A 14,776-nucleotide genomic window follows, 5' to 3' on the forward strand; every position below is an offset into this window, starting at 1 on the left:
GATGATGCGCGAATGCGCAAGATCCTTCATGCTGACTGCGATTGTTTCTACGCCGCCGTCGAGATGCTTCGTCACCCAGAGTGGCGCGAGGTGCCCATCGCCATCGGTGGCCGCACCGAGCAACGTGGCGTGATCGCCACCTGCAATTATCCGGCTCGCGCCTTCGGCGTCCGCTCTGCGATGTCCACAGCGCGCGCCCTGCGCCTGTGTCCGCAACTGATACTCGTCCCCCCCGACTTCGAGCGCTACCGTGCCGTCTCGCAGGAGATCCAGGCACTGTTTCACGAACTGACACCACTGGTGGAACCTCTATCGCTGGACGAAGCCTACCTGGACGTCAGCGACATCGAGGAATTTCAGGGAAGCGCGACCTGGATGGCGCGCTGGCTGAAGGAAGAAGCCCTGAAGCGCACCGGGATCACGCTGTCGATCGGCGTGGCCGCCAACAAGTTCCTGGCCAAGATCGCGAGTGATTGGGAGAAACCCGATGGCCTGACGGTGATCACGCCAGAGTCCAGCGACGCCTTCATTCGTAAGCTGCCCGTCGGCAAGCTGCATGGCGTCGGCCCGGCCACGCTGGCCCGCCTCAATCGGCTGGAGATTAGCACCTGCGATGACATCCGCACGACACCACTGACCACACTGGTCGAACACTTCGGCAAATTCGGACATCGCCTGCATGAACTCTCTCATGGCATTGATGACCGCCCCGTCAAGGTCGAGAGAGAGCGAAAGTCCATCAGTGTCGAACGCACTTTCGATCAGGATCTTCCGGATCTCTCCGCCTGCCTCGCCAAGCTTCCCATGCTGATGGAGCGCCTCGGGGAGCGTCACGCACGCCAGGAACAGCCGGTGCTGGCCAAGCAGTTCGTCAAGGTACGCTTCAACGACTTCACCAGCACCACGCTGGAAAGCCTCCTCCCCGCCTCCACCCTCTCATTGCCGGACACCAGGAGTTTCGCACTGCTGATGGAGCAAGCCTGGCAACGTGGCCATCGACCGGTGCGCCTGCTGGGAGTCGGTGTCCGACTCAAGGCCCACGAAGAGACGCAACAGCTGGGGCTGTTCTGAGAGGGTGCCGAGTGATGGGTGTAAACATCTTGGACAGGAGAGGGTGAGCTTACTTAACACCACCTGCAACGGCATCGTTTTCCCGATGAGTCTCGCCCTCCTCCTCCCAATTACCCCAGAGCGCCGAGGGTGAGCGTAGCCGTATTTCCAATGGCAAGCCCTCCACATCGTGTTGAACATCGATTTTCTCAAGCGGTTTCAACCTTACTTCCAGCATTGCCTGATGACCGTCGAAAGGGCCCGCCAATTGAGAGGGAAGCTTCTGCGTCAGTTCCGGTGGCGCTACGATGCGAGCCAATATACTTCGCCCATCTGCAAAATGTGCTTCAGCAACCCGCCCTACGGCGACCTTGCCAACATACTTGGGTGAGAAATAAGCATGGAACTCGGGTGAGTTGGCTGGCACCAGGACTCCCAGAGGATCTCCTGCACTGACTCGCTGGCCGGCCTGGACATAGGTCTTGGCCAACAGACCATCTTGCGAGGCATCGATCCTCAACTCATGGATCATCGCTTCCAGCTGAGCAAGCTCCCGTGTCAGATTCTGACGTCGCTGGACGATAGGACCCACCAGCTCGGCACGCAACTTCTCACGTTGCTGCAACAAGAGGTTCTCTTCAGCCTCGGAAAGCTGATCACGAGCATTTGAACGCGCGACATGAATACTGGCCAGATCCGTCAGAGGCACTTCTCCCTGTCGTCGGAACGCTTCGAACTTGTCCGCCACCCCGGACTGGAACGTCAAGGACGACTGTGCATTGGCCACACGTCGCTGTGCCGTCTCTATCAATGACTCACTTTGTTCCTGGGCGCCTTGAGGAGGCAAGGTCGACAATATATCTTCAAGTGCATGTCGCTCGGCAGTGAGTGCCGGATCCTCAAGCTCGAACAGCCTCATATCGACGGACACCTTGTTACCCGCACGCTGGGGAACCTCAGTGACACGAGCATCGCGTGGACTGGTGATCACAAGAGGCTCATGAGTCAGCACTGCTGGCGCCACCAGCAACACACGATCACGTAATGCATACCAGCTGAAGGCGGCGATGGGGACCAGTACCAATGCCATCAAACCAAACCAACGCCAGCGCCCCCCGCCACGACGTGCCTTGGCGTAAGGCACCTTGAGCCCATCCTGCTGATCAGGACGACGGGATTTTTCGGGATCGAAACGAATATCCATCAGAAACGGTTTCCTCTTCGCAGGACCCACCAGGGTGCCATGCTGGTTTCTTCGTGGCTGCGACGCAGCATTTCATTGAGAATCGCGACCAGGGCCAATAGGCGCATGCTCAGCTGATATATCGGAAGTACCGGCAGCCAGATCATGTCGCGTAGCGCAAGTGACGGCACTCGGCTCACACATAGCAATCCCATCAATGCATACCAGGAGCACAAGGCAAGATAAATCAGATACAACAACACGCTGATCGCCACGGCATGCACCAGCGGCTGGGTGGCATACCACCACATGACATACCCTCCTATCAGGAAGGGTAATGCCACACTCTGGACAAGCCCGTAAGCCAAGGTGAACAAGGTTCCGGGCCATCCCATCAATCGGGGTCGGATGCCATGCCAGTGCTTGCGTAGATAAACAAAGTAGAGATCTCCCTCCCAACGCATGCGCTGACTGGCAAGGCCCGCCACCGTATCCGGGCCATCCGTGAAACCTATGGCGTCCGGAATGAAGGCAAGGCGCATGCAGGGATGACGACGCTGGTACTGCTTCAAGCGCAGGGTGAGATCGAGATCTTCCGCCGTGTGGGTATCCCAGCCACCGATCTGACGCAGAATATCCGTGCGAAAGATCCCGAAAGCCCCAGAGATATTGTTGATCAGGTTCCAACGAGCCAATCCAGTTCGCCCATACTCGATGGACAGCAGATATTCCAATGATTGAAGTCGGGTCATCAAGGACTTGGTTCGATTGCGAATTCGCAGATTACCCGCCGCAGCCAGCACATCGGGATCTTCGAACACCACCACACTGCGTGTGATCATGTCAGGGGCAAAACCTGTATCGCCATCCAGCGCATACACAAGCTCTCCCCGTGCCAATCCAAGCCCGGTATTGAGTGAAGAGACTCTGCCTCCCCGCTGCCATTTGGGGACAACACGCAATGTACGGTTAGTCACATCCTTGAAGGCAGCAGCCTGACGCCGTGCTGCCATCAAGGTAGCCTGATTGGCATTCGCACCATCAATCACCATGATGACTTCCACATGCCCAGGATAATCCTGATGCAGCAAGGTTTCGGCGCTCTCAGCTACACCCTCACCCTCGGAGTAGCACAGTACCAGGCAACTGACGGTGGGATAGCGGCAAGGAAGTACATCGGCATCACCCGATGCGTTTAGCCCACGTGCCTTCAGGTGCCCAACCATGCCGGTGATCACGATAGCCGCCAACGGTAGCTCAAAGAGAATCAACAGCGGCAGGATCGCTATGGCCACCCAGACGGATTGCAGCATTCCGTTGAGCACCCAATGCATTTCCCACACCACTTGAGAGATGAAGAAATTGAGGGCATTCATGCGAAGTACCTCATGCCATTTCCGATGGTGATCTGTAAGGCTTGCCTCCCAGCTCTGGCAACCACTCCGCTGCCTTGCCGACTTGGTGCTCACCCGGAAGTTCATGCATGTCGAGAGACAAGCCGGACTCACCCTCGGATTGTTCCAACTCCATGACGGAACGAATTCGCTGTGCCACATCGGTAAAGCGGGCACGCGGCGTGTGAGGCAGCAAAAATATCCACTGTCTCATCGAGTACTGACAGAAGAGGTCCGTGTCGCGCAGCAAGCTGCCAATGCGAAGGGCTAAGCGTTCAAGCAAGCCTTGCTCGCTCTCTCCATGTTGTGAGAGCACCATCAGCAGATGGTGATGAGAATGGCGACGCGCCAGCGGCACCAGAATATCCAGCATATTATGCAGCTCATGCGACTTCATTCGCAGACCCGAAGCCACTACTTTGACCTCCTCTGAAGCTGCAACTGCTTCCCGGCCAGCGGCACTCAATTGCAGCGAGGCAATTCGATGCTGAATAAGCTCGCCAGGTTGCTGGCTCTGTCCACAATCCAGGCATTGCGCTTCCACTTCACCCTCGACGATCCATAGATCGCATTTACCACAGGCCAAGGATTCAAGTGGGCGATCATAATCGACCCCGATATGGCGCAATCGAGTCCGACACTGAGGACAGCTGAGCTGCTCGGCCTTCACGAATCGATCCATTCGGTCTACATGGCCACAGGCAAAACAATGCAGGCCATCCAATGCCTTGAGATCCACCTCGCGACAGCGAGGACAAACATCAACATAATTGAGGTGCACACTTCGGCATTGACGGCAGTGGCGCGTCCGAGTGACCAGCACCCTCTCCTCCACCCATCTCCGCTGCTCGAATGACCTTAGTACCTCGCGCTGCGCATCGGGCTTCACTCCCCATGCCGTCAGCAGAGGCCAATGACACCCTGACGTCAGTTCTGGGGCGAGCGAGACCTCAAGGACATGATCTGGATACAGGGTCCACCAGCGCAACAATGCCTCGAAAGGCGCCTTGCTCCTGTTGAGACTCACCATGACATCACTTTCTCCTGAGGGGCCATGCTGCTGATACAGTCGCTTCAGGTCGATCTCCCGACGCCCAGGCCATTGATTTGCCAGAGCCCGGACACAGGGTGTATCAGCCCCTTCCACAAGAATAGGAACAAGTGCGCCTCTCACCGTCGACCTGATACGGGTAATCAGCTCATCGAGCCGGTGCAAACCCTCAGCGCCTTCGGTGACCGGAGTGATACGGATGGCAGACCAAGCATATTCCTCAATCCGCTGACTATCGTGATCCGAGAGAGAATTTTGCGTCGCATGCTGGTCTAGCGCGGCCAGCATGGTGTCCTGTTCAACAGGGTATTCATAGGAATGGGTCGCGGCACGACCGATAACAGCAATACGCATGAGAAGGCTTCCAGAGACGTTACGTACTTCCAAGAGGCAGAGGCATGAATGTCGGCGCTTGTACAACGCATGAAGCACACCATCGGAATCGACTCATTCGGACTGACCAGATACACCAAAGTTCAGGTGGCAGATAGTGTCGACATGACTCGATTAGCAATATCAACCCTATGTAAACCTTAGTGACATATCTTTTTATGATGTTTTTGGATTAGATTGCTAGCACTAAAGGCTATGCCTGATAGCGTAATGCGCTTGAATAGAAAGGGGATCATTCGTTGGCTCAATAGCCGACAGGAGGCGACAGGCATAAAAAAAGCCAGTCACAAGGACTGGCTTGTCCGGTCATCGATACCCCAAGGGTATCGCCGGAAGGGTCGTGAAACCCGCTCAAGGAACCATCGCAACCTGCAATGCAGGCAGGAAGCGAGAGTGGGCGAACAGCTCTGCGCATTGAACGACGCAGCCACTCTCGGCAAACGCCTGCGGGGAGCATGAGATGCTCGACCCGCAGGTGTCAGGAAGGAATGCCCAGATTCATCGATGATGATGACAGTCCATCCGCTTCAACTGTCAGCATCATATCTTTTAGCCCGCAAACTAAAAAGCCGATCCACAGCAACAGTCCCATGCCACAACGGCACCGGATCAACGCTGACTCAATGGCAACCGTTGGATGCACTGGTTGGATCACTGGACGGGCGATGGGCGCTAGGATGAGGCGGGTTGTTGCCCCCGGACAGCAGCCGCTGGATATCCGCCGCCGCCATGGGCTTGTAGAAGTAGTATCCCTGAATGAGATCACAGCGCATTTCGCGCAACAGCTCGAGTTGCTGGATATTCTCCACCCCCTCGGCCACCACCTCCAGCCCCAGTCGATGCCCGAGGAAGACCGTCGCTTCCATGATGGCGCGATCCTTGGGTTCCTGAGCACATTCGATCACGAAGGAGCGATCGATCTTGAGCGCCGTCACCGGCAGCATCTTGAGGTAGCTCATCGAGGAGTAGCCGGTCCCGAAATCATCGATCGCGATCTTGTAGCCTCTGTCGTGCAGGGCACGCAGGCTATCGCGCACCTTGACGTCAGCATCGATCAATACGTTCTCGGTCAGTTCGATGCCGATGTCCCGTGGCGTCAGGCCATATTCCGCCACGCATGCCTCAAGACGCTGGAAGACGTCGCTGTTGATCGCCTGACGCCCGGAGATATTGATATCGATCCGATAGCCCTTGATCCCCATGGCATGCCACTCGGCCTGCTGGCGACATGCCTGGCGAATCACCCAGTCACCCAGGCGCTCGATCAGATTGGTGCGCTCTGCCACCTTGATGAAGTCAGTCGGGGGAATGGGCCCCTCGGGCGCATGCCAGCGCATCAGCGCCTCTACCGACTCGATACGCTCACTGCGCGCCGCGACCTGAGGCTGGAAGTGGAGGAACAGCTCGCCACCCCCATCCTCGCTCAGCAGCGTCTGAAGGCGCCCCGCCAGATGATGCTGATGCAGCATGGCATCGCGCACTTCCTGGTTGAAGAACTGATATCCATCACGCCCGGCCTGCTTCGCTCGGTGCTTGGCGACGTCCGCATTGCGCACCAGTTCCGGCGCATCATTGCCATTCTCGGGATAGAGGCTGACGCCGATGCTCAGACGCAGCAACAACTCACGCCCTTCTATCTGGAAGGGGCGCTGGAAATCTTCGCGGATCCGCTGCACGACCGACAAGGCATCACTTTCATAATCCAGGCGCGGCATCGCCATGACGAATTCATCGCCGCCGAAACGTGACAGTAGATCCTGACTCCGCTGGAACCCCTGCAAGCGCGACGCGACACTGCGAATCACGAGGTCCCCCATCTCATAGCCCTGGGTATCGTTGATCTCGGTGAAGTGGTCGATATCCAGAAACAGCACCATCAAGGTATCGCCGTGACGCTGACACTCCCCGAGCATGTTCTCGAGCTCACTCTCGAACGTCTGCCGATTGGGCAGTTCGGTCAGCGGATCGAATCGCGTCATGTAGTCCAGCTCACGCTGCACCTTGCGCTCGCCCGCCAGATCGATGTCGATGCAGAACATCAATGGATTGTCCGACCGCTCACCCAACATGACGTGGTGAGAGAACACCGGCACCGGTGCGCCTGACTTGTGCTTCAGCTCAAGCTCGCTCGCCGGGATCTGGGTGCCGTGATTGACCCACGCGTGGTGGGCATCCACCACGATGTCCGCCATTTCATCCGGTATCAGCAAGGCTTCAAGACAACGCCCTCGAGCTTCCTGCTCGCTGAAACCATACAGTCGCTCGCTGGCCTCATTCCAATAGATCACTCGGCGCTGGCTGTCGTACCCCTGCACTGCCACACGTGGCAGGCTTTCCAGCAATTCGCGAAAGCGCTGGTCACTGGCAGGGAGTCCCATGCTGGCCGAGGGGCCAACAACACTAGTCTGCATGACCGCCTCCTGCGTGTGCTGTTGATATGCCATCTGACGATGACGAATCAGCATGATGCCCGCAGTTGCGCCAATAATCACCATCAGCAGCGCTGAAGGCCAGCGGCCGATGATGTCCTGCACTGCCACGACCCCCACCAGCAGGCCGATCGCGATGGCAGCGACCACTGTTCCAAAGAGCGCAATTCCAGTCGCTCTTCCGGTCTGACGAGACCCATCTGCCATGATCCAGGATACCTCCCCTACCATCTTGTCTACCGACCGGTGCTCGGCGGGGACACGCACGTTGCCTGAATCCGCTGAGTTATCGCGATATACATCACTGGAGCCAATAGCAGTCTAAGTGTCTGCCTCGCATAAACACAGTGCCAAACCCGCCGTGACACACGCCTCTTCTCAACGCTACCAGCACCTGCGTCACGCATTGCCCATGCCGTTTTTCGCCGAAAGGCGACAAAGAATACCGCTCATGACTGACATGATGCCAGGAGATCAGACCTCTAATACCCCTCCATCGCCCAGACGCCCATATTGATGATACTTACGCAAGATTAACGCTCTAAGCCGCGCGCTTGGTTTGACTCTCTCTCATGCATCTTCCCATTCTCCTCGACGTTGCGAACGCAACACCTTCCAACAGGCGCTAAATGCCGAAACATCGAGGAATTCTTGCATGAACATCGTAAACCGTGGTGTACGTCAGCTGGCCGATGCTTCCCGTAAACTCACTCTTGACCAGAGCGCTCTCAACGATCGCTACCCGGCAACGTCATCAGAGGATAGCGCTCTCTCGCTGCCCAGGATCTCTGAGTACTGGCCGACAAGCGTGCATGAGGAGCTGGCTCGTCAGCACTGGAGCAAGGCAACGATCACTCCACACATTGACTTGAACGCCTGGCAGGGTTTCCTTGACAACCTTCCCCGTGACCCTTACGTCAACACACGCTGGAAGCGCATGTCCTGGCTGCACCTGAATGACCAGATGGAAGTCGAAACCCTTGGCGAGTGCCCGATGGCACAGGGTGGACGCTTCAATGACGCTGCCAGCATGGCGGACCGCCTGAGATACTACGATCCGCTGGAAGCGGCGTTCACCGAGCGCGACGACGTGCGCGCCTTCGTCAAGGCCTGGGCCGACATGTGGGGCATCGGGCCGCGTGAGCCGATCCTGATGCAGATCACGGGTGTCCGCGGCGACGGCACCATCGACCCTCTCCAGGGACAAGGCATTCACGCCGATGGCTGCAAGTACTTGAGCATTCTGGTACTCAATCGCGAGAACGTCAGTGGTGCCATCAATACCCTCTACCGCGACAAGGCCGGCAGCGAGTTGCTGGCGACCACCGAGCTGGCACCGGGAGAGGTTCTGCACATCCATGATGACCAGCTGTTCCACAGCGTCAGCTCCATCACTCAGGATAACGCGGGCCAGCACTTCGAGCGGTTCATCATCATCATCAACTGCTCATTCATCGATGAGTTCCAGAACCGCATGCTGCGTCGTCACTTCCCGGGGGCAGTCCTGAACGACTGCGAGTGAAGCCATTCGACTCCACTGAGCAGACTGGCAACCTGGTGTCCGGGCATCGCCCGCACAACTGCCTCGACGACAGCTTTCCTCATCTCATCCTGGGGGATCGGTAGCTTCCGAGGCCTCCCCACCTGACCTGCACTCAAGCGTCGCAGCACGCTACCTGAGCACGACACGAGGAACCAGCCGGGCAACCGGCTGGCCTGGCGTGCCACTCCTGACTGGGCCGAAGGCCTCAGCCTGATCGTGACCTGCCCCCTCCTGCAACAGCCCCGCCAACGGCTTCCGCCTGCATGCCAAGCGCATCGGTTTCATTGTCCGCGCGCCATGTACAGGCGATATACTCGACTCATGACAGAGGCGTTGCCCACGATGCGCCTTCCACGACAGGAAATCCTCATGACGCTTGAATCGGGACTGACCTTCTTCCTTGCCATCTTCCTCTTCGGGATCACTCCCGGCCCCGGAATCCTCGCCCTGATGGCGCGTGGCATGAGCCAGGGAGGCAATGCCTGTGTCCCGATGGCCGTCGGCATGAGCCTCAGTGACGTCTGCTACATGCTGGCGGCCGTCTTCGGTCTCTCGGCACTGGCGACCCATTGGAGCGAGCTCTTTCTGGTCATCCGCCTGCTGGGGGCCGCCTATCTGATCTACCTGGGGTACAAGCTCTGGACCTGCCGGCCCAGCCTGGAAGACACGGAAATTCCCGACATGCGCGGAAGCTGGTGGCGTGGCTTCCTGCAAGGCTTCCTGATCTCGGCCTCCAACCCCAAGGTCATCCTGTTCTACATCGCCTTTCTGCCGACCTTCATGGACATCACCCGCCTGAGTGGTGGCGATATCGTGATCGCGGCCGCTCTCAATCTCAGTGCCTTGCTGATCGGGGTCGTCCCTGTCGGTTACGCCGCAGGCCGCATTCGTCGCCATCTGCGCTCGACGCGAGCCGTCAGACGCCTCAACCGCAGTGCTGCCAGCCTGATGATCGGTGCCGGCAGCTACCTCGCACTGCGTGGTTGAGCACCGGCCTCCTGCGCCAATCTGGCCGCCGATACGAGAACGCCCCTGTCAATCACATGACAGGGGCGTTCTCTTCGATCACTGAGGCAATTCGCTCAGGTCATGCAACGGATGGCACCGTTACTGACGGATACCTTCCACCACCAGGTACATGTCGACCGTCGCGGCCGCTGGCCCAAGCTTGGAGGTGTCGATGCCATAGTCGGCGAGCTTGAGCGTGGTGGTGCCCTCGAAGCCCTGACGATAGCCGCCCCAGGGGTCTTCGCCACCGCCGATGTGATCGACATCGATGGTGATCGGCTGCGTCTCGCCATGCAGTGTCAGATCCCCCGTCAGCTTGCCGGCACCATCACCGGAAGAGGTGAACCCGGTGGAGACGAAAGACGCCGTCGGGTACTCGGAAGCATCCAGGAAATCAGCGGACTTGATGTGCTTGTCTCGCTCGGCGTGGGCGCTGTCCAGGCTGTCGACATCGACTTCGACCTTGACGCTTGACGCCTCGGGCTGCCCCTCGTCATAGCGGAAGGTCCCCGTGAAGTCCTTGAACTCACCCAGGACGTAGGAGTAGCCGAGATGGCTGATCTTGAACTGGATGAAGGCGTGCTGGCCCTTGGTGTCAATGACATAGTCCGAGGCCTGAGCCTGGCCCGCCATCAAGGGAAGTGCCGCTGCCAGAAGGCCGCCAGCGAACGTCTTGCCCAGCGAGAAGGCCTTGGGTGTTAGGGATGTGTCGTTCATGTCCTAGCTCCTTGAGGATTCGTCATGCATGGTGCCGCCGTGGTGGCCGGCAATTCCTTTCAGCGCAGCGGCCAGAGCATACGTCGCAACGTGTCCTGGCCCTCCATCAGATGATGCTTGAAGGCGGCAGCGGCGTGACCAAGCGACAGGATGACAAGCGCCCAGGCCGCGTACCAGTGAACGTCTCCTGCCAACGTCGCCTGATCCTTCATCCCGCTGAGCAAGGCAGGCACGTCAAACAGCCCGAATACGCTGATGGCTCGTCCATCCGCCGTCGAGATCAGATACCCCGAGATCATCACCAGCAACAGCAATGCATACAGCAAGGCATGCCCGATGCGCGCCGCCCGCTGCTCGATGCGGGAGCCATGCGCCTGTGGCGTCGGCTGCATGGCTCGCCAGACAAGGCGCAGCAACGTGATCACGAACAGCACCACGCCCACGGAGCGATGCCACCAGGGACCCAGCTGATACCAGCGATCATAATAGCCCAGTGATGTCATCCACCACCCGAGGGCGAAGAGGCCGATGATGGCCAGCGCCGACAGCCAGTGCATCACGATGACGGGCCAGCCCCACCCCCGACGACTATTGCGCCACATGCTTGTCTCCCTGTCCTGTCATCCAACGCGCCGAGCGTGAGCCCACCTGCCGTGATCGACGCTCTGAACCGCGATACGACACCGTAGCGTGATGATGCCTTCCCATGGCTGCCAGCTTACCCACTGGCCTGCCACGCGCCAAGCGATAGTCCCACCCCTTTCTCATCATGCCGCGCCAGCCATGCCGGCGCTGAGCGCTCTCTTCCCGAGACACCGGCCACCGTCACGGCCGAGCAGATGCAGAAACGCCCGGCATGGCCGGGCGTTCCCTCACGACGGTGCTGGTCGACTCATGCAGACGCCAGGCGATCCAACCCAAGCGCCAGATCACGCTTGATGTCATCGAGATCTTCCAGGCCCACTGCGATGCGCACCATGCCGTCCACGATACCGGCGGCCGCTTTCTGCTCATCACTCAAGCGGCCATGCGTGGTGGTGGCAGGATGCGTGATGGTGGTCTTCACATCACCGAGGTTGCCGGTGATCGACAGGATGCGCGTGGCATCGATGACCGACCAGGCCCCTTCACGGCCTCCCTTGATGACCACCCCCAGCACGGCACCGAAGGCCTTCTGCTGAGCCTTGGCGAGCGCATGCTGCGGATGACTCTCGAGGCCTGAATAGTGGACGCGCTCGACCGCAGGATGCGCTTCTAGCCAGTGCGCCAGCTCCAGCGCACGTGCACAGTGGGCCTCCATGCGAATGTTGAGCGTCTCCAGTCCCTTGAGGAAGACCCAGGCATTGAAGGGACTCAGGCAGGGCCCGCACGTCCGCACCACGCCGAAGACCTCTTCCATCAACGCGCTGCTGCCGACCACTGCCCCGCCCAGAGTCCGCCCCTGCCCATCCAGATACTTGGTGGCGGAGTGGATGACGATATCCGCGCCCAGGGTCAGCGGACGCTGCAATGCCGGGGTGCAGAAGCAGTTGTCGATGGCCAGCCATGCATCATGTTCATGTGCCAGCGCTGCCAGCGCCTTGATGTCACCGATTTCGGACAACGGGTTGGACGGCGTCTCGGCGAACAGCAGCTTGGTGGACGGTGTGATGGCCGCGCGCCAGGCCTCGAGATCCCCCAGTTCGACGAAGCGCGTGGTGATGCCCAGCTTGCCGAAGTACTTGGTGAACAGGCTCACACTGGAGCCGAAGATGGAACGCGAGGCGACGATCTCATCCCCGGCTTCCAGAAGGGCCAGCACGGTGGACATGATCGCGGCCATGCCGGAGCTGGTGGCCACGCAGCGCTCACCGCCCTCCATTGCCGCCAGTCGCTCCTCGAAGAAGCGCACCGTCGGGTTGGTGAAGCGCGAGTAGATGTTGCCGGCTTCGTCACCACCGAACTTGGCTGCCGCCTCGGCCGCACTGCCATAGACGAAGCTGGACGTGGTGTAGATGGGCTCGCCGTGCTCCTGCTCACCGCCACGCAAGTGACCGGCGCGGATGGCGAGCGTCTCCAGTCCCAGCTCATCGCGGGAAAGGTCGGCGCGGGAAAGATTGTCGTCGTGCATGGTGTCCAGTACCTCTACTGATGGAATCCGCTGATCTCTGTCTCGGATGACATGGCTCACGGGATTGTCAGGTTACGCGCCGCGGGCGCTTCTTTCATGAGCCGGGAAACAGAGCAGAAAGCTGTCGGTCAATGTTACCGGTTTTGAACGCGCAACGGGCCCCGGATTTCTCCGGAGCCCGTTGCGAATCACTCACCCTGCCTTGACCTGTCACGCGAGACAGGCCAAGGGGTCAGTCGATGTCTTCGGAATCGTTGTGCAGATCCACGACCGCGTGGGTCTCGCCTGCGTTCTTGGCACCATCGTTGCGTGAGGCCTGCAGGTCGTTGAGGTAGGCCTCATCGATATCGCCGGTCACGTAGATGCCATCGAACACGGAGCAGTCGAACTCGTCGAGGGCAGGATTGACCTCGCGACAGGCGTCCTTCAGGTCATCGAGATCCTGATAGAACAGACGATCAGCGCCGATCAGATCCGCGATTTCCTTCTCGGTACGACCATGGGCGATCAGCTCTTCCGCGGCCGGCATGTCGATACCGTACACATTGGGATAGCGAACCGCTGGCGCCGCCGAGGCGAAGTAGACATTCTTCGCGCCCGCCTCACGGGCCATCTGGATGATCTCGTTGCAGGTGGTGCCACGCACGATGGAATCATCCACCAGCAGCACGTTCTTGCCGGCAAACTCGATATCGATGGCGTTGAGCTTCTGACGCACGGACTTCTTGCGCAGCGTCTGCCCCGGCATGATGAAGGTACGGCCGATGTAACGGTTCTTCATGAAGCCTTCGCGGTAAGTCACTCCCAGATGCTGAGCCAGCTCGAGAGCGGACGTGCGCGAGGTATCCGGAATCGGGATGACGACATCGATGTCCTGCTCCGGCCATTCCCGCACGATCTTGTCGGCCAGCTTCTCCCCCATGCGCATGCGGGTGCCGTAGACATAGGCACCGTCCAGCAGGGAGTCCGGACGCGCCAGATAGACGTGCTCGAAGATGCACGGCTTGAGTACCGGGTCATCAGCGCACTGCAGGGTATGAAGCTGACGCTCCATGTCGATGAAGACGGCTTCCCCCGGTGCCAGGTCACGGATCAGCTCGAAACCGGCGACGTCCAGCGCCACGGATTCGGAAGCGATCATGTACTCGGTACCTTCAGCAGCCTCGCGCTTGCCGAAGCACGCCGGACGAATCCCGTGCGGATCACGGAAGGCGACCAGGCCGGTGCCGTTGATGATCGATACGGCGGCATAGCCACCCTTGCAGCGACGGTGCACACGACGTACCGCATCAAAGACATCACCCGCGCCCAGACGCATGCCCTGCTTGCCCAGCTCGTGAGCGAAGACATTGAGCAGCACTTCGGAATCGGAGCTGGTGTTGATGTGACGCAGGTCGGAGGAGAAAAGCTCCTGCTTGAGCTGCTCGGAGTTGGTCAGGTTTCCGTTGTGCGCCAGGGTGATGCCGTAGGGCGAATTGACGTAGAACGGCTGCGATTCCGCCTCGCTGGAAGAGCCAGCGGTCGGATAGCGAACATGGCCGATGCCCATGTTGCCCTTGAGTCGCTGCATGTGACGAGTGCGGAAGACATCACGCACCAGGCCATTGCTCTTGCGCAGCAGGAAACGACCCTCGTGCCAGGTCATCATCCCCGCGGCATCCTGCCCACGATGCTGCAATACGGTCAGCGCGTCATACAGCGCCTGGTTTACCGAGGCGTTGGCCATCAAACCTACAATCCCGCACATCCCGTCATTACCTCACTGATACACACTAGGAGAGGGAGGCGCCAGCCATCATCAGCGCGCCTCCACATGGCAATATGAGTGCTCACATGCCGCAATTGTCAGGCCTTCCCACACCACAGGCAACACCTGACCGATGGGTCAATCGATACCA

General features: G+C 59.2%; 11 protein-coding genes. 3 read left to right on the forward strand and 8 right to left on the reverse strand.

The window, feature by feature from the left end:
* Nucleotides 1-12 precede the first annotated feature (12 nt).
* Nucleotides 13-1,071, forward strand: coding sequence for a DNA polymerase IV (gene dinB, locus HXS66_RS01615; protein WP_176502721.1), 1,059 nt, complete (start codon nucleotides 13-15; stop codon nucleotides 1,069-1,071).
* A gap of 49 nt (nucleotides 1,072-1,120) precedes the next feature.
* Here the strand turns inward: dinB and HXS66_RS01620 are convergent, their stop codons facing one another.
* From HXS66_RS01620 to HXS66_RS01635, 4 genes are all read right to left on the reverse strand, one after another.
* Entirely contained in the window at nucleotides 1,121-2,254 is a 1,134-nt protein-coding gene (locus tag HXS66_RS01620; protein WP_176502722.1) for an HlyD family secretion protein, read from the reverse strand.
* Nucleotides 2,254-3,609, reverse strand: a complete 1,356-nt coding sequence (locus tag HXS66_RS01625) for a glycosyltransferase family 2 protein (protein ID WP_176502723.1) — start codon at nucleotides 3,607-3,609, stop codon at nucleotides 2,254-2,256. The genes HXS66_RS01620 and HXS66_RS01625 overlap by 1 nt, the downstream gene beginning before the upstream one ends.
* A gap of 10 nt (nucleotides 3,610-3,619) precedes the next feature.
* Nucleotides 3,620-5,032, reverse strand: coding sequence for a hypothetical protein (locus HXS66_RS01630; RefSeq protein WP_176502724.1), 1,413 nt, complete (start codon nucleotides 5,030-5,032; stop codon nucleotides 3,620-3,622).
* 659 nt (nucleotides 5,033-5,691) lie between these two features.
* The gene (locus HXS66_RS01635; RefSeq protein ID WP_255303043.1) at nucleotides 5,692-7,482 is read right to left on the reverse strand and encodes a bifunctional diguanylate cyclase/phosphodiesterase; all 1,791 of its coding nucleotides are present in this window, start codon (nucleotides 7,480-7,482) and stop codon (nucleotides 5,692-5,694) included.
* Between the two features lie 673 nt (nucleotides 7,483-8,155).
* Between HXS66_RS01635 and HXS66_RS01640 the strand changes: the two genes are divergently transcribed.
* A complete protein-coding gene (locus HXS66_RS01640) occupies nucleotides 8,156-9,022 on the forward strand; it encodes a 2OG-Fe dioxygenase family protein (protein ID WP_077372427.1) in 867 nt (288 codons plus the stop codon).
* A 390-nt stretch (nucleotides 9,023-9,412) separates the two neighbouring features.
* Entirely contained in the window at nucleotides 9,413-10,030 is a 618-nt protein-coding gene (locus HXS66_RS01645; protein WP_077372424.1) for a LysE family translocator, read from the forward strand.
* Between the two features lie 120 nt (nucleotides 10,031-10,150).
* Here HXS66_RS01645 and HXS66_RS01650 read toward each other — a convergent pair whose 3' ends face one another.
* The 4 genes from HXS66_RS01650 to purF all read right to left on the reverse strand — a co-directional run bounded on the left by HXS66_RS01650 (nucleotide 10,151) and on the right by purF (nucleotide 14,625).
* Nucleotides 10,151-10,768, reverse strand: a complete 618-nt coding sequence (locus tag HXS66_RS01650; RefSeq protein ID WP_077372421.1) for a YceI family protein — start codon at nucleotides 10,766-10,768, stop codon at nucleotides 10,151-10,153.
* Nucleotides 10,769-10,827: 59 nt separating this feature from the next.
* A complete protein-coding gene (locus HXS66_RS01655; RefSeq protein ID WP_077372418.1) occupies nucleotides 10,828-11,370 on the reverse strand; it encodes a cytochrome b in 543 nt (180 codons plus the stop codon).
* Nucleotides 11,371-11,660: 290 nt separating this feature from the next.
* Nucleotides 11,661-12,878 carry an O-succinylhomoserine sulfhydrylase gene (locus tag HXS66_RS01660; protein WP_077372415.1) on the reverse strand — a complete coding sequence of 406 codons (1,218 nt, stop codon included), beginning with the start codon at nucleotides 12,876-12,878 and terminating at the stop codon, nucleotides 11,661-11,663.
* A gap of 232 nt (nucleotides 12,879-13,110) precedes the next feature.
* On the reverse strand, nucleotides 13,111-14,625 hold the full coding sequence (gene purF / locus HXS66_RS01665) for an amidophosphoribosyltransferase (protein WP_136938195.1): 1,515 nt from the start codon (nucleotides 14,623-14,625) through the stop codon (nucleotides 13,111-13,113).
* Nucleotides 14,626-14,776 lie beyond the last annotated feature (151 nt).

The organism is Cobetia sp. 5-11-6-3 (assembly GCF_013374055.1).
Lineage (GTDB): Bacteria > Pseudomonadota > Gammaproteobacteria > Pseudomonadales > Halomonadaceae > Cobetia > Cobetia marina.